General features: G+C 74.2%; 15 protein-coding genes. 9 read left to right on the top strand and 6 right to left on the bottom strand.

Going from position 1 to position 17,471, the window contains the following annotated elements:
• The first annotated feature begins 315 nt into the window (after nt 1–315).
• The 4 genes from ACGFSC_RS26680 (at nt 316) to ACGFSC_RS26665 (ending at nt 4,824) form a co-directional block, all read left to right on the top strand.
• The gene (locus ACGFSC_RS26680; RefSeq protein WP_359903918.1) at nt 316–1,752 is read left to right on the top strand and encodes an endonuclease/exonuclease/phosphatase family protein; all 1,437 of its coding nucleotides are present in this window, start codon (nt 316–318) and stop codon (nt 1,750–1,752) included.
• Nucleotides 1,753–1,796: 44 nt separating this feature from the next.
• The gene (locus ACGFSC_RS26675) at nt 1,797–3,806 is read left to right on the top strand and encodes a phosphocholine-specific phospholipase C (protein ID WP_359903921.1); all 2,010 of its coding nucleotides are present in this window, start codon (nt 1,797–1,799) and stop codon (nt 3,804–3,806) included.
• A gap of 90 nt (nt 3,807–3,896) precedes the next feature.
• Nucleotides 3,897–4,370: a VOC family protein gene (locus ACGFSC_RS26670; RefSeq protein ID WP_359903924.1), complete on the top strand. Its 474-nt coding sequence runs from the start codon at nt 3,897–3,899 to the stop codon at nt 4,368–4,370.
• A gap of 4 nt (nt 4,371–4,374) precedes the next feature.
• The gene (locus tag ACGFSC_RS26665; protein WP_359903927.1) at nt 4,375–4,824 is read left to right on the top strand and encodes an SRPBCC domain-containing protein; all 450 of its coding nucleotides are present in this window, start codon (nt 4,375–4,377) and stop codon (nt 4,822–4,824) included.
• Between the two features lie 77 nt (nt 4,825–4,901).
• Here ACGFSC_RS26665 and ACGFSC_RS26660 read toward each other — a convergent pair whose 3' ends face one another.
• Both ACGFSC_RS26660 and ACGFSC_RS26655 read right to left on the bottom strand, forming a co-directional pair.
• Entirely contained in the window at nt 4,902–6,152 is a 1,251-nt protein-coding gene (locus tag ACGFSC_RS26660; protein ID WP_359903930.1) for an aromatic acid exporter family protein, read from the bottom strand.
• A 100-nt stretch (nt 6,153–6,252) separates the two neighbouring features.
• Entirely contained in the window at nt 6,253–6,987 is a 735-nt protein-coding gene (locus ACGFSC_RS26655) for a polyprenol monophosphomannose synthase (protein ID WP_359903933.1), read from the bottom strand.
• A 158-nt stretch (nt 6,988–7,145) separates the two neighbouring features.
• On the opposite strand from ACGFSC_RS26655, the gene ACGFSC_RS26650 reads away from it, so the two are divergent.
• A complete protein-coding gene (locus tag ACGFSC_RS26650) occupies nt 7,146–7,952 on the top strand; it encodes a hypothetical protein (RefSeq protein WP_359903936.1) in 807 nt (268 codons plus the stop codon).
• A gap of 11 nt (nt 7,953–7,963) precedes the next feature.
• Here ACGFSC_RS26650 and ACGFSC_RS26645 read toward each other — a convergent pair whose 3' ends face one another.
• Nucleotides 7,964–9,556 carry a N,N-dimethylformamidase beta subunit family domain-containing protein gene (locus ACGFSC_RS26645; RefSeq protein ID WP_392864024.1) on the bottom strand — a complete coding sequence of 531 codons (1,593 nt, stop codon included), beginning with the start codon at nt 9,554–9,556 and terminating at the stop codon, nt 7,964–7,966.
• A gap of 470 nt (nt 9,557–10,026) precedes the next feature.
• Between ACGFSC_RS26645 and ACGFSC_RS26640 the strand changes: the two genes are divergently transcribed.
• Nucleotides 10,027–11,928 carry an amino acid transporter gene (locus ACGFSC_RS26640; protein WP_359904117.1) on the top strand — a complete coding sequence of 634 codons (1,902 nt, stop codon included), beginning with the start codon at nt 10,027–10,029 and terminating at the stop codon, nt 11,926–11,928.
• 77 nt (nt 11,929–12,005) lie between these two features.
• Here ACGFSC_RS26640 and ACGFSC_RS26635 read toward each other — a convergent pair whose 3' ends face one another.
• Nucleotides 12,006–12,275, bottom strand: coding sequence for a GlsB/YeaQ/YmgE family stress response membrane protein (locus ACGFSC_RS26635; RefSeq protein ID WP_359903939.1), 270 nt, complete (start codon nt 12,273–12,275; stop codon nt 12,006–12,008).
• A gap of 271 nt (nt 12,276–12,546) precedes the next feature.
• Between ACGFSC_RS26635 and ACGFSC_RS26630 the strand changes: the two genes are divergently transcribed.
• Nucleotides 12,547–12,912 carry a hypothetical protein gene (locus ACGFSC_RS26630; protein WP_359903942.1) on the top strand — a complete coding sequence of 122 codons (366 nt, stop codon included), beginning with the start codon at nt 12,547–12,549 and terminating at the stop codon, nt 12,910–12,912.
• Nucleotides 12,913–12,980: 68 nt separating this feature from the next.
• Here the strand turns inward: ACGFSC_RS26630 and ACGFSC_RS26625 are convergent, their stop codons facing one another.
• Nucleotides 12,981–13,781, bottom strand: coding sequence for a HEAT repeat domain-containing protein (locus ACGFSC_RS26625; RefSeq protein ID WP_359903945.1), 801 nt, complete (start codon nt 13,779–13,781; stop codon nt 12,981–12,983).
• A 121-nt stretch (nt 13,782–13,902) separates the two neighbouring features.
• On the bottom strand, nt 13,903–14,616 hold the full coding sequence (locus tag ACGFSC_RS26620; RefSeq protein WP_359903948.1) for a TetR/AcrR family transcriptional regulator: 714 nt from the start codon (nt 14,614–14,616) through the stop codon (nt 13,903–13,905).
• A gap of 121 nt (nt 14,617–14,737) precedes the next feature.
• Here ACGFSC_RS26620 and ACGFSC_RS26615 point away from each other — a divergent pair, with 121 nt between their 5' ends.
• Nucleotides 14,738–15,937: an FAD-dependent monooxygenase gene (locus ACGFSC_RS26615; protein ID WP_359903950.1), complete on the top strand. Its 1,200-nt coding sequence runs from the start codon at nt 14,738–14,740 to the stop codon at nt 15,935–15,937.
• A 266-nt stretch (nt 15,938–16,203) separates the two neighbouring features.
• Nucleotides 16,204–17,289 carry a substrate-binding domain-containing protein gene (locus ACGFSC_RS26610; RefSeq protein WP_359903953.1) on the top strand — a complete coding sequence of 362 codons (1,086 nt, stop codon included), beginning with the start codon at nt 16,204–16,206 and terminating at the stop codon, nt 17,287–17,289.
• Nucleotides 17,290–17,471 lie beyond the last annotated feature (182 nt).

Genomic DNA, 17,471 nt, shown 5'->3' with positions numbered 1-17,471 from the left:
GGAGATGCTCTCCCGCGCCGGGGCCTGCCGGGCGCCGGCCGCGGGGGGGGCGGGGCCGGGGGGGGGGGGGGGGGGCCCGGCCCCCCGCGACCCCCGTCGCATGTCCGCAGGTGCGCCCACCGAAGTTCCCGCACCGCCCGACGCCCCGTCATGCTTCGTTCATGCGCCGGTCGCCGGCCTTCGGGTGAATGAGGCCGCCCGCAGTTGTACAGCCAACTGCGCGAGCTCCCTTCTCCCAGCCTCCGTGACCAGCCGTACCCGGCCCCGGCGAACCGTCCCCCGGCGGCCCGGTCCCGGGCGGCGGACAGGACAACCGTGGCCGCAGGCAGCGCCCTGACGCTCAGTTCCTCCACCAACCCCACCGAAGGCGACCGGCTCACCTTCCAGTGGACCACCGACGCCCCCGACGCCAAGAACTGGGTCGGCATCTACGACGGCGGCCGCCAGCCCGGCAACGGCGGCTCGCTGCTGTGGAAGTACACCCCGGGCACCTCGGGCGACGTCCAGCTCGACACCTCCGCGCTGACCGGCGGCCCGTACACCGCCTACCTGCTCGCCAAGGACGGCTACGGCATCCTCGCCAGGACCGAGCCGTTCTCCTTCCGCCCCAAGCCCGCCGTCGTCCGCCCGCACGCCGCCGTGGACGCGTTCACCGCCACGCCCGTCGCCCCGGGCGCCGCCGTGACGGTCCGGCTCGGCGGCCTCTGGTCCCGCCCGGCCGGCAACCCGGCCGGCTCCGCCACCTACCGCAAGGTCGGCGGCCCGGCCTGGGCCTCCGTCAGCGCCGACGGCACGCTCACCGGCACCGCCCCCGCCGCCGCCGGCAAGAACCCCGAGCCGGTGGTCGTCGGCGTCAAGGACAGCACGGGTGCCACCGACACCGTCACCGTCCTGGTCCCGGTGGCGGACCCGGCCGCACCGCTGCGCCTCAAGGCCGCCAGCTGGAACCTGCACGACGCGGGCTCGGCCCACACCGACGCGCTGGAGAAGCAGTTGCGCGTGGTCCTCGCCCAGGGCCTGGACGTGCTCGCCCTGCAGGAGACCGCGGGGGAGCGGGCCAGGACCCTGGCCGACGCCCTCGGCTGGTACGCCTACCAGAGCCCGGGCAGCGTCGGCATCCTCAGCCGCCACCCGCTCACCGACGTCACCGCCCCGACCGCCGAACTGCCCGCCGCCGCGGCCACCCTGCGACTGCCCGGCGGCCGCAGTGTCCGCTTCTGGGCCGCCCACCTGGACGAGGCGGGCTACGGCCCGTACGCCGTCCAGGACGGGCGGAGCGCCGCCGAGGTGGAGGCCGCCGAGAACGGCTCGCTGCGGCTGCGGCAGGCCCGGGCGCTGGCGGCCGCCGTCCGCACCGACATCGCCCGGCGCACCCCGGTGGTGCTGGCCGGCGCGCTCTCCTCGCCCTCGCACCGCGACTGGACGGCCGCCACCGCCGCCGCCCACCAGGGCGTCGGCGCGCTCGCCTGGCCGGTCACCGCGGCCCTCCAGGGGGCCGGACTGACCGACACCTTCCGCGAGGAGTGCCCCGACCCGGTCAAGGCCCCCGGCAACACCTGGTCGCCCACCCGCAAGCGGCGCGGCGACCGTCCGGAGCCGCAGGACCGCGTCGACTACGTCCAGTACGCGGGCCCGCTGAAGCTGGTCGAGGCGCACACCCTGGTCGCCGACTGGCCGCAGCCCGAGCCCGGCTCCGCCGCCAACGAGTGGCCCTCCGACACCGCCGCCGCGGTCGCCACCTTCCGGCTCTGAGCTCCCCGGCTCCCCACCCCCCAGCTCCGAGAGGCCAGTTCGTCATGCCCGAGCTCTCCCGCCGCACCTTCGTCGGCGCCACCGCGGTCGCCGGCGCCACCGCCCTGACCGGTCTGGCGGCCACCCAGGCCGCCGCCGCCCCGGTCCCGGCCCCCGCCCCCGCCGCCGGTGCCAAGCCCGCCGCCCCGCTCACCGGGACCATCAAGGACGTCAGGCACGTCGTCGTCCTGATGCAGGAGAACCGTTCCTTCGACCACTACTTCGGCACCCTGGCCGGCGTCCGCGGCTTCGGCGACAAGCAGGCGCTCCAATTCCCGGACGGCACCGACGTCTTCCGCCAGCCCGACAGCCGGCGCGGCGACGGCGGCGCGATGCTGCCCTACCGGATGGACACCGCCAAGTACAACGCCCAGAACGCCGGCGGCCTCCCGCACGACTGGGCCACCGGCCACCAGGCCATCAACAACGGTGCGATGAACAAGTGGATCGCCGCCAAGGGCGAGCGCACCATGGGCTACTTCACCCGCGACGACATCCCCTACCAGTACGCCCTGGCCGACGCGTTCACCGTCTGCGACGCCTACTTCACCTCGCTGGCCGGCCCCACCGACCCCAACCGCCTCTACCTGTGGACCGGTACCGCCGGCCCCGGCCGGGACGGCACCACCGGCCCGTGGATCGACAACACCCCGGTCACCGACAACCCCGTCGCCGACTGGACCACCTACGCCGAGCGCCTGGAAGCGGCCGGCGTCAGCTGGCGCGTCTACCACAACCCCAGCAAGGACGACCGCACCGGCGACTACGACGACAACGCGCTCTCCTACTTCAAGCAGTTCCACGAGTTCCCGCACGACGACCCGCGGTACGTCAACGCGATGACGAAGTTCGACCCCGCCGACTTCGACCGCCACTGCAAGGACGGCACCCTGCCGACCGTCTCCTGGCTGGTCGCGCCCTACCTGTTCTCCGAGCACCCGGAGGCCGGTCCGGCCTACGGCGCGCACTGGGTCGACCAGGCCCTGCAGTCGCTGATGTCCAACCCGGAGGTCTGGCAGCACACCGTCTTCCTGGTGATGTACGACGAGAACGACGGCTACTTCGACCACATGGTCCCGCCCACCCCCGAGCCGGGCACCCCCGAGGAGTTCACCCAGGGACGGGCCATCGGCCTCGGCAACCGGGTGCCGCTCTGGGTGATCTCGCCCTGGTCGCGCGGCGGCTGGGTCAACTCCCAGGTCTTCGACCACACGTCGGTGCTGCGCTTCATGGAGCTGGTCACCGGGGTGGCCGAGCCCAACATCTCGGCCTGGCGCCGGGCCGTCTGCGGCGACCTCACCAGCTGCTTCGACTTCGCCGCCCCCGAGCACTCGATCCCGGCGCTGCCCGACACCAAGGCCCTGATGGCCAGGGCCGACGCGGGCACCAAGCTGCCCGGCGTCGCGCTGCCGGCGGTCGGCGCCCAGGCGATGCCGGTCCAGGAGCGCGGCGAACGCCCGCACCGGCCGCTTCCGTACCAGCCGTGGGCCGACGTCGAGGCGGACCGGAAGACCGGCAGGGTCACCTGCACGATGAGCAACGACGGCTCGGTGGCCTTCCCGTACACCGTCTACCCGAACATCCTGCTCCCCTTCGCCGGCACCCCGTACACCGTCGCCCCCGGCGCCACCGCCCGCTACGTCTGGGACGCCGCCGCCACCGGCGGCCGCTACGACTTCACCGTGCACGGCCCGGACGGCTTCGTCCGACGCTTCGCCGGCACCGTGGTGCGCGACGGCCAGGACGGCCAGAACGACATCGGCGTGCCGATCGTCACCGCCGACCTGCGCGGCAACCGCGGGCTCACCCTCCAGGTGGCCAACGACGGGATGACCGACGTGGCCTTCACCGCCGCGCTCAACGACTTCGCGGGCACCGCGCAGACCGTCCACGTCAAGCCCGGCAAGCAGGCCGACCTGGCCTGGCCGCTGGACAAGCAGGGCCGCTACGACGTCGTCGTGACCGCCCACACCGGTCAGCGCTTCGTCCAGCGCTACGCGGGCTGGGTGCACTGAGCCCCGGCCGGCCCGGCCGGGGGCGCCGATCCGGTGACCCCCGGCCGTGGCTCGGCCGCCGTGCCGGAGCCCGCCGTTACCGTCGGGCGCATGCAGAAGATCACCACCTTCCTCTGGTTCGACGACCGGGCCGAAGAGGCCGTCGCCTTCTACACCACCCTGTTCCCGGACTCCCGGGTCACCAGGACCAACCGGTACGGCGAGACCGGCCCCGGCCCGGCGGGCTCGGTGATGACCGTCGAGTTCGAGCTCGCCGGCCGCGAGTACACGGCCCTCAACGGCGGTCCGGCGTTCCACTTCACCGAGGCGATCTCGCTCCAGGTGGAGTGCGAGGACCAGCAGGAGGTCGACCGGCTCTGGGCGGAGCTCACCGCGGACGGCGGTCAGCCGGGTCCGTGCGGCTGGCTCAAGGACCGCTACGGCCTCTCCTGGCAGATCACCCCCCGGGTGCTGCTCGACCTGGTCGCGGGCGAGGACCGGGCCAAAGCGGACCGCGTCTTCGCGGCCATGCTGCGGATGCAGAAGATCGAGATCCAGCCGCTGCTCGACGCGGCGCAGGGGTGAGGCCGTGACCGCCTTCAGCCACCGCGGCATCACCTACCTGCGGGCCACCCCCGAGCGGGTCTGGCACGCGCTCACCAACGCCGACGAGTCCGGCCTCTACTGGGGCCACCGCAACGTCTCCACCTGGCTGCTCGGCGCGCCCTGGGAACACCAGCGGACCGACGGCTCCGGGACCGCCGACGTCATCGGCACCGTCGAGGCGGTCGACCGCCCGCACCTGCTGGTCACCACCTGGGCCGGCCCGCAGGAGCAGCACGCCGCCTTCCCCTCCCGGGTCACCTTCGAGCTCCAGGGCTGGCAGGACCTCACCCGGCTCACCGTCACCCACGTGGACCTCGCCGACGAGGCCGCCCGGGCGGACGCCGAACAGGGCTGGTCGGCGGTGCTCGCCAACCTCAAGACCTACCTGGAGACCGGCCACCCGCTGCCGCAGCAGCCCTGGCTGATGCCCTGACCCCTGCCCCCTGGCCCTGACCCTCGGCCCGTGGCGAACGGCGCCCGGCCGGGGCGTGTCCGCCACGGCGGAGCGCCCTACGCCGCCGGGCGCTCCGCGGTGGCGGACCGGCCGCCGCGGGCCCGCTCGCCGCGCAGCAGACGGCGCAGCGCGGCGTAGCGGGAGAACCGCTCCCGGTTCGCCACCGAGGCCCGGTCCAGCTCCTCCATCAGCCGCCGGCTGCGGTGCTCCAGGTCCATCTCGTCCAGGATGCGGTCCACCTCGGCCAGTATCGAACCGTGCAACTGCCAGGCCTCCGGGTGCTCCTGGACCTTGCGCAGCAGCACCTGGGCGACGTTCTCCCGGCAGGCCCAGGCCGCCGCCAGCTCGGCGGTCAGCCTGTCCTCGGCCTCCTCCGCGTTGCGGCTCACCTGCGTGGTCACCAGCACCGCGTAGCTCACCATCGCGTCGCCCACGTGCGCCAGCAGCTCCTCCAGCCCCGACGCGACGTCCGGCGGGAAGAGCCGTTCGCCGGGCGCGCGCCGCTTGGCCAGGTCGGTCAGCGAGCGGGCCAGCACCCGGATCACCACGACGCAGATCTCCAGGGTGTCCAGCCCGGTGCGCAGCACCAGCCGGGACAGCAGCCCCTCGCTGATCCGCGGGTTGAAGCGCAGGCTGTCCTCCGCCTGGCGCAGCGCCGCGTCCACGTCGGCGATCGCCTGGTCCAGCCGCCGGGCCTCGTGCAGCCGTTCGGCGGCCCGGGCCACCGGGGTGGGGCGGCCCAGTTCCTCGGAGATGTCCAGGAGCAGCTGGCGGGCCCGCCGGGCGAGGTCCTCGATCGACTCCCCGGCGGTGTCCACCCAGACCGGCGGCGCGAACAGCAGGTTGAACAGCAGGCCGACGGCGGCGCCGATGAGCGTCTCCAGCACCCGGTCCCAGGCTTGCGAGGCCAGCTTGGTCACGCCCAGGATCAGCATCGCGCTGATCGCGACCTCCTGGACGAACTCCTCGACCCGGACGAACCGGCCGACGACCAGCGAGGCCAGGATGATCAGCCCGAGGCTCCACCAGGAGAGCCCGACCACGGCGCTGAACCCGATCGCGATCAGCACCCCGACCACCACCGAGTTGACCCGGCGGATGCTGGTCTTCAGCGTCGAGTAGACGGTGACCTGGACGACCAGCAGCGCGGTCAGCGGCGCCGTCAGCGGGGCGGGCTCGCTGCTCAGCTGCGTCGCCACCGCGTAGGCGATGGTGGCCGCCACGGTGGCCCGGACGGTCTGGACCACGAAGGGTTCTCGGGCGCTGCGGCGGACCAGGTCCGCGAGGGACTCCGGGAGAAGGGCCATGTCGCCCTTCTTTCCCCGCATCCGCGGTTCACACCGCTCCCGGGGCACTCCGGCACCCGTACGCCCGCATCGGGCCGGGCCGGCGCGCCGCCGGGGCCCGCTAGCTGTCGCGGTTGAAGCGCAGCTTCCAGGGGGCCAGCGCGGACTCGACCTGCACACCCATGCTCATCTTCGAGGCGCCCTCGATCCGCTCCTCGAAACGGATCGGCACCTCGCGGATCGACAGGCCCTGCTTGACGACCCGGTAGTTCATCTCGACCTGGAACGAGTAGCCGTTGCTCTGCACGGTCGGCAGGTCGATGGCGCGCAGGGCGCTCGCGCGCCAGGCCTTGAACCCGGCGGTGGCGTCCCTGACCCCGAGGCTCAGGATCGCGTTGACGTAGAAGTTCGCCCAGGCGGACAGCGCCTTGCGGTGCCAGGGCCACTCCTCGGCGGTCGAGCCGCCGGGGACGTAGCGCGAGCCCAGCACCACGGCGGTGTCGTCGGCGAGCAGCGTCTCGACCATCACGGGTATCACCGAGGCCGGGTGGGACAGGTCGGCGTCCATCTGCACCACCACGTCGGCGCCCTCGTCCAGGGCCTTGGCCATGCCGGCCAGGTAGGCGCGGCCGAGGCCGTCCTTCTCGGTGCGGTGCAGCACGCCCACGGTGCCGCCGGAGTCCGCGGCCAGCTTGTCGGCGATCTCGCCGGTGCCGTCGGGGGAGTTGTCGTCGACCACCAGCAGGTGCAGGTTGGGCACCGGAAGCTCCGCGAGCATGCCCGCGAGGACCGGGAGGTTCTCCCGCTCGTTGTACGTGGGGACGACCACAACGACCTTGGGGGAGGCCTCGACCATGTTCTGTTTCCCTCGTGCCTGCTCCGGATGGGACCGTGCGAGTCTATCCGGCGTGGCGGCCGGCTCCCGCCCCGGCCGGGGCGGAAACCCGTTCGACCGCGATGGGCCGATGTGGGAGGCTGCCGCCGCCCTTTTCGAACGCCGACCCGGAGCCCTCCTTGACGATTCGTCGCAGCACCGCTCTGCCCGTCACCGCCCTGGTCCTCGCACTGGCCACGCTGACCGGCTGCGGCGCCGACGGCGCCGCTCCGCCGAAGGCCGCCCCCACGGCCGGAGCGTCCGCCGGCGCCACCGCCGCACCGGCCGACGCCACGGGCGCACCGGCCGACGCGACCGGAGCCTTCGACCCCGCCGTCGCGATCGCCCACCGCTCCCGGGAGCCGTACGCCGCGAGCCTTGAGATGACCGTCGAGAGGGGCGAGGGCGGAGAGAAGGAGCTGACCACCGTCACCGGCCGGTCGAACCACAACACTCCGGCCGAGGGATCCCGTACGGAGGCGAAGATGGTCCGCGGGTCCTCCGTCCTGGCCTGGGAGGAGAGGGTGATCATCGACCAGGCCGTCTACCGGCGGAACAAGGAGAACGGTGAGACCCGGTGGACGACTGATCAGAAGCCCCCGGCGAGCGCCGGGGTCGGCGCATACGACGACGACGGCTACGCCAAGGTCCTGCTGGACGCCGGGCCCGCCGCCCGCAAGGGCATGGAGACCGAGGCGGGCGTGCCGGTGTTCCACCTGAGCGCCCGGCTCTCACCGGCCGAGCTGCGCCGCGCGGACCCGAGCTACGGGGTCGGGCGGCAGAACGAGGGCACGGACGCTGCCGACTGCGAGCTGTGGATCGACCGGCTCGGCCGGACCGTCCGCAGCGAGCAGTCGACGGTGGTCGCCGGCAAGCCGGTCGTGACGAAGGAACGCGTCTCGGACTTCGGCCCCGCGGAGACTTTCACCCCGCCGGCCACCGGCTGAGCCGCCCCCCGCTACGCCGTGCCGTAGACGGCGGCGAGGTTGTCCTGGGCCGGGCGGGCCCGGCCGGCCGGGCCGGCGGCGAAGGCGCGCAGGACGTTCTCGGTGACCTGGCGGACCAGGTCCCCGGCGTGCGCGTCGATGCCGTGGTCGGCCCTGCCGCCGCCGGGGCCGTGGGCGTCCAGCGCCTCGACCCAGCGCATCGTCCCGGTGGCGAACACCCCGGCGCCGCCCGGCACGGTGCAGTAGGCGGTGTCGGAGTGGGAGCGGCGGCCGTCGCAGACCACGGGGGAGTGGGCGATCACCTCGATCGGGCGCGGGGTGGGGAAGCGGGTGTCCACCCGGTCGTACTCGACCCCGACCAGGTGCGGGAACGAGGCCCCGGCCGCGACGCCCGTTCCCTCGAAGGCCCAGTGCCCGGGCGAGGTGACCACGTACGGGGCGTCCACCGGGTAGCCGTCGTAGATGACGCCGAGCATCGAGCTCTCCGGGTCGGCGCCCGGGCCGGCCCGGAAGTCGGTGGTCGCCGGGGCGCCCGACAGGTGGCCCGGGTCCTGTGCCCAGGCGTCCTTGTAGCAGACCACCGTGCGGTCCGGCCCGAGGTCGGTCGGCTCGAACCGGACCCGGCGGAAGCAGCAGTTGGCGCCCAGGATCGCCAGGTTGGTCCCGGCGTCGCGGGCGGCGACCACGTTGGCCCGCTGCTCGGGCGACCAGTACTCGTCGTGGCCGAGCGACAGGACGGCGGCGGCCCCGGTCAGCAGGCCGGGCTCGCGGGCCACGTCGATGCCGGTGGTGTAGGCGAGCGGCAGGCCGAGCCGCTCGGCGAGGGCGACCAGGGGCGCCTCGTAGACCAGGAACAGCCCGGCGCCGTGGTCGTAGTCGTACGGACGGTCGAAGACGGCCTTCAGCGAGCGGGTGGCCAGGCCGCCGGTCGGGCCGTTGTAGAGGCTGTAGCCGCCCCACTCGTTGTAGGCCTGCCAGGTCGCCGGGGCGCTCATGATCACGGTCCTGCCGGCGGTGCTCGCCGAGCGGACGGTGAGCGGGACGTAGCGCCGGCCGGAACCGTCCTCGGCGTCCAGGCGCAGCAGGTAGGCGCCCTCGGGCCAGCCGGCGGTGTCCACCGCGAGGGTGCGCTGCCAGCCGGTCAGCACGGTGCGGGTCTCCGGGTCCACGTGCGGCGCGGCCTGCCGGCTGCCCGGGACGTGCTCGCGGCGCCAGACCAGCCGGGCGCGGGCGCCGTCGTACCAGCCCATCCGGTAGGCGGAGACGGTGAAGGCCGCGGCCGGGGTGGAGACGTGCAGGCCGAAGGGCTCGCCGGGCAGGACGCTGACCCGGTCGGCGAAGCCCGCGATGGCGTCGTCCGGGCCGGGGTCGGTGATCTCCCAGTCGGGGTTGCCGGGGCGGGAGCGCTCGCTCGTCGGCCCGGTGTGCCCGTCGGGGGCCGGGCTGCCGGGGGCGCTCGGGGCGGAGGAGGCCGCCGTGGCCGCCGCGGCGGACGGCTGCGCGGCGGCGGCCGGGGCCGGGGCCGGGCGGGGGTGGCCGCAGGAGGTGACGGCGGCCGCCATCAGGCCCAGGCCCAGAATCCTGCGCCGGCTCGGCTCCGCCACCGCGACCTCCGTGTTTCCTCGTGCGTGCCCGTGTCCGGGGCCGTGGGCGCGTCGACCCGGTCGGTGGCGGCGCGCTGGGGGCCGCCGGTCCGGTGGGTCGGCCGCGCGGACATCCTCGCGTGTTTCGCGAGGCCCGTGCGGGCCGCCGCGCCGGGCCGCAGCCGTCGCCGGGCTCCGCGGGGGCGCCACTGGGGCGCTTCAGGGGCGCCGCGGGGCGCCGGCGAAGGCGGCCGGGACGGCCCGCGACCGGGCAGGGCCGTACGGGCGCACCCGGGTGTGTCGACCGGCGCGGTCGCCCTGCCCCGGCGGGCCGGTCCCCTAGCCTGACCAGGCGCGCCGTCCGGCGGCCGCAGGGGGTCCGGAGCCGTCCGCGCCCGGCCGAGTCGTGGACAGGGGTGCACGTGGTTTCGTCGGGGTCGGCCGAAGCGGGGGCGGGGCAGGACTCCCGGCGCGGGCGGTTCCGGGCCTGGATGCTGGAGGGCCTGGCCGAAAAGGCCAAGCAGCACCCCGGCCCGCACGCCGAGGTTCCGCACGAGGAGGGCCGGCGCTGGTGGCGGGTCATGTGCCTGACCGGCCTGGACTACTTCTCCACGCTCGGCTACCAGCCCGGCATCGCCGCGCTCGCGGCCGGGCTGGTCTCGCCGCTGGCGACCATCGTGCTGGTGGCCGTCACCCTGCTGGGCGCGCTGCCGGTCTACCGGAGGGTGGCCCAGGAGAGCCCGCACGGCCAGGGTTCGATCGCGATGCTGGAACGGCTGCTGTCCTTCTGGCAGGGCAAGCTCTTCGTGCTCACCCTGCTGGGTTTCGCCGCCACCGACTTCATGATCACCATCACGCTGTCCGCCGCCGACGCCAGCGCGCACCTGGTGGAGAACCCGCACCTGCACGACGCGCTGACCGGCAAGCAGATCATGCTGACCATGATCATGATCGCGCTGCTCGGCGCCGTCTTCCTCAAGGGCTTCAGCGAGGCGATCGGCCTGGCCGTGGTGCTGGTCGCGGTGTACCTCTCGCTCAACGTCGTGGTGGTGGCCAACGGGCTGTGGCACGTGTTCAGCGAGCCGCAGCTGTTCACCGAGTGGACGGACGCGCTGACCGTGGAGCACGGCAACGCGATCGCGATGATCGGCGTCGCGCTGATCGTCTTCCCGAAGCTGGCGCTCGGCCTGTCCGGCTTCGAGACCGGCGTCGCCGTGATGCCGCACATCGAGGGCGACCCGGACGACACCGAGGAGAAGCCCACCGGCCGGATCCGCGGCGCCCGCAAGCTGCTGACCACCGCCGCCGCGATCATGAGCGTCTTCCTGATCACCACCAGCTTCATCACCACGCTGCTCATCCCGCCGGACCAGTTCGAGCCCGGCGGCCAGGCCAACGGTCGGGCGCTCGCCTTCCTCGCCCACGAGTACCTGGGCAGCACCTTCGGCAGCGTCTACGACCTCTCCACGATCGCCATCCTCTGGTTCGCCGGGGCCTCCGCGATGGCCGGGCTGCTCAACCTGATGCCGCGCTACCTGCCCCGCTACGGCATGGCCCCGCACTGGGCCCGCGCGGTGCGGCCGACCGTCGTCGTGCTCACCCTGATCGCCTTCCTGGTGACCTGGATCTTCGACGCCAACGTGGACGCCCAGGGCGGCGCCTACGCGACCGGCGTGCTGGTGCTGATCAGCTCCGCCGCCATCGCCGTCACCATCGCCGCCCACAAGGCCGGGCAGCGCCGCTGGCGGGCCGGCTTCGCGGTGATCGCCGCGGTGTTCCTCTACACCACGGCGGTGAACATCGCCGAGCGGCCGGACGGGGTCAAGATCGGCGCCTGCTTCATCGCGGGCATCATGCTGGTCTCGTTCCTCTCCCGGCTCAAGCGCGCCTTCGAACTGCGCGTCACCGACGTGGTGCTGGACGACGTCGCGGAACGGTTCGTCCGGGACTACACCCACCGCCCGCTGCGGCTGATCGCCAACGAACCGAACAGCCGCGACCTCGCCGAGTACCGTGACAAGATCCACCAGATCCGGCGGGACAACGACATCCCGGCCGAGGACGACCTGGTCTTCGTCGAGGTCACCGTGCTCGACCCGTCCGACTTCGAGGCCGAACTGACCGTGCGCGGCGAGGTGCTGCACGACCGCTACCGGGTGCTCACCCTGGAGAGCTCCAGCGTGCCCAACGCCCTGGCGGCCCTGCTGCTCCGGGTGCGCGACCTCACCGGGCAGCAGCCGCACATCTACTTCGAATGGACCGAGGGCAACCCGTTCGCCCAGTTCCTGCGGTTCTTCCTGTTCGGACAGGGCGAGATCGCCCCGGTCACCCGCGAGGTGCTGCGCGAGGCCGAACCGGACCGCTCACGCCGGCCGGCCGTCCACGTGGGCTGAACGGCCCGGCCGACGGCGGCCCGCACGGCGCGTGACCGGGCCCTCCCGGCTTCGGGACGGAACGGCGCGCCGGCCGCTCAGCGGTTCTGGTGGGATCTGCTCCACGCGGGGGCGACGAAGGCCACCAGGGCCACGGCGAAGACGATCTGCAGGATGTGGCGGATCCAGTCGATCCCCGAGGTGTGGCGGACACCGATCCAGCCGGAGACGGCGTTGCCGAGCCAGGCCCCGGCGGCGCCGAGCAGCATGGTCAGCCACCAGGGGATCGACTGCGGTCCGCGCAGGATGAGTTTGGCGATCACGCCCAGCACGAAGCCGATGAGCAGAATCCACAGGAGCTGGAACATCGCAGTCCACCTTCCGGGCGCACCCGGGCCGACGGCCCGGTGCGCCGAATCGCCGATGACGCGGTTCGTCCCATGATCACCCGGATCGGGCGAACGGGCACGTCGACCGGAGACCGCGCAGGTCGGCGGCGTGCCACCGGGCCGCTCCCGGCCGGGACGGGAGAGAACCCGCCGCAGGTCGGGCCGGAAATCCGCTGTCCGCCGTCGCGGCCGCACGGATAGGAATGGGCGGGACGCGGACGTGCCGCGTCGCCGAGAGGAGCCGACCCCCGTGATTCGACTTCGTTCCGCCGCGCTGACCCTGGGCTGCGCCGCCGCCGCGCTCACCCTCACCATGGGGACGGCCCAGGCCGCGCCCGGCGACACCAGCACCAGCTGCTCCTCCTCGCTGACGCCGACCGGCTTCGTGGACGTCCAGTGGTGGAACAGCGCCGGCTGCGGCTCCGGGTTCACCCCGAACACCAAGAAGATCATGCAGCTCACCGGCTACCCGGTCGGCACCGTCGTCAACGCCTGCGCCTCCACCTGGCCGCCGGCCGGCTGGACGATCGTGAGCACCTTCTACAGCTCCGGCTGTCAGTACTCCGCGGTGCCGAGCCTGGAGAAGAACTCCTGGCAGCTCAAGCGCGTCTCCTGATGCCGACGCACGACCCGGCGCCGACGTGCGATCCGGCGCCGGGGCCCGAACCGGCGCCGGCCGGGACCTCAGAGGTCCCGGACCGCCGCGACGGCCTCGCGGACCCGCGGGTGCGGATCCTCCGCCAGGCCGTCCAGCAGTTCGGCGACGCCCGGGGTGGACCAGCGGCCGACGGCCCGAACCAGGTCCTCGCGCACCTCCGGGGCCGGATGGGAGGCCAGCCGGGCGAGCCGGTCCACCGGGCCGCGCCGGCGCAGTCCGAACCAGTGCAGCGCGGAGCGCAGTTCGGCCGGGTCGCCCGGTTCGCCGGCCGCCGCGATCCGCGCGAGCAGCACGGGCACGGGCGGCGGCGGGCCGTCCAGCGGGTGCGGGTGGCGCTCGCGCAGCCGGCGGCCGCCGTACTCGCCGTAGATCCGGCAGCCCTGACAGGTGCAGGGCCGGGTGCCGTGGGCGCCCGGCACGTAGCGCCAGCCGGTGACCTGCGGCACGGCGCGGACCCGGTGCACCTCGCGGGCGCCCACCGCGCGCGGCAGGAACACCTCCCAGCCGCGCGGGTCGGCCAGTGCGCCGATCCGCCGGACCGCCTCGGCCGCGCGCAGCGGCTGCTGGACGCCCCGGGCCCGGTCGCGGTAGTGGCCGGCCAGGACCTCCTGCTCGTCGTCCAGCCGGAGGTGCACCGCGACCAGCGCGCCCTTGGGGCCGAACCGGGCCAGCTCGCGCAGCCACTGGTGGGTCAGCGTGTACGAGGGCAGCACGGGGAAGCAGTACACCCCGCGCGCGCCGCCCTGGCCCCGGCTGTCGGCGCGGATCCCGGCGCGGCGGATGCGCGGCGCGTTCGCCGCGGCGGTCAGGTGCACGAACATCGCCATGGGGCGCGATCCTAGCGAGCGACCGTCGGCGCTCCGAGCGATTTTCCGGGTGCCACCGCCGGGCGGGTAGGCGGCCCGGCGGTCCGGGGAGGCCCCGCGGGTCAGGCGGTGTCCGCACGCGTCAGGCGGTGTCCGCGCGGCGCTCGATCAGGGCGGCCAGTCCGTCCAGGATGCGCTCCAGGCCGAACTCCAGCGCCTGGTCGCGGCCGCCCGGATCGGCCATGGCGGCGGCGACCGCGGGGAAGCGGTCGGCGTGCTCCCGGACCACGGTGCCGAGGGCGGCGAGGAGTTCGGCCTCGGGGGTGGCGGCCGACCCGGCGGCGCGGGCCTGCGCGGCGATCCCGCGCACGTGCCCGGTGAGCAGGACGGCGGCGTCCATCCGTTCGGGGCCGGTCAGCCCGTGGCCGTCGAGTGCCGTCACCACCCCTTCCAGCCAGGAGAGTTCCTTCGGGCCGATGACCCGCGCGCCGACGGTGGCGTCCAGCAGCCACGGGTGGCGGGCGAAGGACTCGGCCAAGTGGTGGGCCCAGGCGGTGAGTTGATCCCGCCAGTCGGCCCCCTCCGAGGCGTCCGGGGGCGCGTCGACGGCCGACTCGACCATCAGGGCGATCAGTTCGGCCTTGCCGGGGACGTAGCGGTAGAGCGACATCTTGGTGAAGTCGAGCAGTCCGGCCACCTTCTGCATGGAGACCGAGGCGAGTCCCTCCGCGTCGGCGACCTCGACCCCGGCCGCGGCGATCCGCTCCAGGCTCAGGGCCGGCTTCGGCCCCCGGGTGGGTCTGGCCGGCGGCCCCCAGAGCAGTCGCACCGTGTCGTTCGCCGCCTCGGCCATCATCCGCTCCGTCCTGGGCCGCGGCCTGGGGGGTTGTCCTTCCAGGCCAACTGTGTCTACCGTACACAGCAACGAACAGTGTCCGCGAGACACAGTTTTCTGATTCCCGGACGGAGTGGTTTCCATGAGCACCAAGGTCCTGATCTCGGGCGCGAGCATCGCCGGCCCCGCGCTGGCCCACTGGCTGGGCCGGTACGGCTTCGAGGTGACCGTGGTCGAGCTGGCCCCCGCACTGCGCGACGGCGGCCAGGACGTCGACTTCCGCGGCCGCACCCACCTGACCGTGCTGGAGCGGATGGGAGTCCTGGAGGAACTGCGCACGCTCGGCACCGGCGGCAGCCCGATGACCTTCGTGGGCCCCGACGGGCGCCAGCTGCTGCACCTGCCCGCCGAATTCGCCGGCGGCGACCTGGAGGTCCCGCGCGGGGAACTCGCCCAACTGCTCCACCGGCACAGCAGCGCCCGCGCCGAGTACGTCTTCGGCGACTCGGTCACCGCACTGGAGGAGACCCCGGGCGGAGTCCGGGTCACCTTCCGGCACGCGGCACCACGCGAGTTCGACCTGGTGATCGGCGCCGACGGGCTGCACTCCACCGTCCGCCGGCTCGCCTTCGGCCCCGAGCGGCGCTACGTCCGCCACCTCGGCTACTACGCGGCCACCTGGCAGCTGCCCAACGACCTCGGGCTGCCGACGGGCGCGGTCGGCCTCAACGCCCCCGGCCGGCTGATGTCCGTCGGCGCCGCCCACCGCGACCCGGACCGGGCCGGCGCGTTCTGCCTCTTCGCCTCGCCCGAGCTGCGCCACGACCGCCACGACCCGGCGCGGCAGAAGGCGCTGGTCCGGGCCGCCTTCACGGGCCTCGGCTGGCGGGTGCCGCAGCTGCTGGAGAGCCTGGACGCCGCCCCCGAGCTGTACTTCGACTCGATCAGCCGCGCCGACGTGCCCGCCTGGTCGACCGGCCGGATCGCCCTGATCGGCGACGCCGCCTGCGGGGCGACCATCGGCGGCATGGGTACCGGCACGGCGGTGGTGGCCGCGTACGTCCTGGCGGGCGAGCTGGCCCGGGCGCGCGGCGACCACCGGGCCGCCTTCGGGCGGTACGAGCAACTGCTGCGCGGCTACGCGCAGGGCTGCCAGAAGGGCGGGGACCGGACCGGGCCGTTCCTCGCCCCGCGCACGGCCGCGGGCCTGCGGTTCCGCAACGCGCTGCTCAACCGGCGCTGGGCGCTGGAGCGGATGCTGGAGCTGGGAAAGCGGGTCAGCAGCGTCGAACTGCCGGACTACGAGCGCGAGTCGCGCCGTCCGAGGGAACTCTCCGGCTGACCGGCGACACCCGGTGCGGCACCAGGAGCCTCCACCCGGACGGTCCCGCGAGTCGATCGTGCGACGGCCGCGCCCTCCCGGGTGGCCGGCGGACGTACGACGGACATCCGGCGGGCCACCGCTGGAAGAACGTTCGACGAGCGGCGGCCGCCCTCCCGCCGCCGAGCAGGGGGTCTGCCCGCCCGCCCGGTTCGGCGGGGCTGTCGTGGAGGGCCCGGACCCCGGAGGATCCCGGTACCGCCCCGCCGACCTTCCAGGGACCCCGCATGCCTCGCCTCGCCACTCGGGCCGGCGCCGCCGCCTCACTGGCCGCCGCGTTCGCCCTCGCCACGGCCGCCCCCGCCCCCGCCGACCCTCCGGCGCCCGTCAGCACCGACCTGGTCGGCATGGGCGCCCCCGCCGCCGACGCGCTCCTCAACAAGCTCGCGGCGGACTACAACGCCTCGCTCGCGGCGGCCGGGGACACCACCTCACCCCGGCTGTACAGCTGGGACGCCCGGGGATCCGGCACGATCACCTCCAAGGCGGGGGCCACCACCGTCTTCCGGCCGGCCAACACCAAGCAGGCCCTGAACACCCTGGTGGCCAACACCGGGGCCACGGTCGACTTCGTCCGGCTGAGCCGGCCGCCGCAGCAGACCGACCCGATCTCGATCGACTTCATCCCGTTCGTGAAGGACGCGGTGACCTGGGCGGCCCCGGCGGGTGGCAACGCGCCGAACAACCTGACGAGCTTCCAGCTGCGGTCGATCTACGCCTGCGACATCACCAACTGGCGGCAGATCGACTCCCGGCTGCCGGACGCGACGATCAGGCCGGTGGTGCCCGGCTACTTCTCCTCGACTTCCAGCTACCGCCGATCGACCTACACCTCCGACGAGATGACCGCCTTCGCGTCCGGCGCCGTGAACGGCGGCGATCCGGGTGCCTTCTACGCGGGCCCGTGCGTGACCTCCGGTGTCGCGGACGACCAGGGCGAGGACGCGGTCCTGCACGATCCGAACGCGATCGTCCCGTACTCGGTCGGCCGCTGGCTCGGCCAGGTGACCGGCGGGCACCGTAAGCCGGGCGACGACCCCGGGGTGCTGGTGCCGAAGAACCTGGACGGAGTGGCCCCGACGGACGGCGGTGAGATCAGCGAGTACCTCCTCCAGAGCTGGTACGGCCGGGTCCTCTACCTCGGGGTGCGGGACGGCGACTGGAGGGGCGTCGGCACGCAGGGCCGGGCGCTGCGGAACGTGTTCGGCCCGGAGGGCTGGTTCTGCACCTCCCCGGTCGCCGAGGCGGACGTCCGGAGCCACGGCTTCCTGCCGATGGGCTCCTTCGCCTGCGGGACGACCGTGCACGCGTGATCCCGTCGGGGGCGTGGTGCCGGGGGATGTGCGGCCGGGGGTGCGGCCCCGGCGGACCCGGTGCCGGGAGCGTGCTCGCGGGCGGGGGTGTCGGGAACGTGTTCACGGGCGGGGGTGTCGGGAACGTGTTCGCGGGCGGGGGCCCAAGGTCCCACCCGTTCGGCCCCTTGGCCCCTGGCGAT

Source organism: Kitasatospora sp. NPDC048715 (assembly GCF_043198905.1).
GTDB classification, from domain to species: domain Bacteria; phylum Actinomycetota; class Actinomycetes; order Streptomycetales; family Streptomycetaceae; genus Kitasatospora; species Kitasatospora lactacystinica.
Note: the sequence above shows the minus strand (reverse complement) of the source record. Positions and strands in the feature narration are given on the sequence as shown.

What these genes read in the sequence shown, in the direction of transcription:
- ACGFSC_RS26675 (WP_359903921.1), top strand. Translation starts at nt 1,797, where the DNA reads ATGCCCGAGCTCTCCCGCCGCACCTTCGTCGGCGCCACCGCGGTCGCC.
- ACGFSC_RS26670 (WP_359903924.1), top strand. Translation starts at nt 3,897, where the DNA reads ATGCAGAAGATCACCACCTTCCTCTGGTTCGACGACCGGGCCGAAGAG.
- ACGFSC_RS26660 (WP_359903930.1), bottom strand. Translation starts at nt 6,152, where the DNA reads ATGGCCCTTCTCCCGGAGTCCCTCGCGGACCTGGTCCGCCGCAGCGCC.
- ACGFSC_RS26655 (WP_359903933.1), bottom strand. Translation starts at nt 6,987, where the DNA reads ATGGTCGAGGCCTCCCCCAAGGTCGTTGTGGTCGTCCCCACGTACAAC.
- ACGFSC_RS26640 (WP_359904117.1), top strand. Translation starts at nt 10,027, where the DNA reads ATGCTGGAGGGCCTGGCCGAAAAGGCCAAGCAGCACCCCGGCCCGCAC.
- ACGFSC_RS26635 (WP_359903939.1), bottom strand. Translation starts at nt 12,275, where the DNA reads ATGTTCCAGCTCCTGTGGATTCTGCTCATCGGCTTCGTGCTGGGCGTG.
- ACGFSC_RS26625 (WP_359903945.1), bottom strand. Translation starts at nt 13,781, where the DNA reads ATGGCGATGTTCGTGCACCTGACCGCCGCGGCGAACGCGCCGCGCATC.
- ACGFSC_RS26620 (WP_359903948.1), bottom strand. Translation starts at nt 14,616, where the DNA reads ATGATGGCCGAGGCGGCGAACGACACGGTGCGACTGCTCTGGGGGCCG.
- ACGFSC_RS26615 (WP_359903950.1), top strand. Translation starts at nt 14,738, where the DNA reads ATGAGCACCAAGGTCCTGATCTCGGGCGCGAGCATCGCCGGCCCCGCG.
- ACGFSC_RS26610 (WP_359903953.1), top strand. Translation starts at nt 16,204, where the DNA reads ATGCCTCGCCTCGCCACTCGGGCCGGCGCCGCCGCCTCACTGGCCGCC.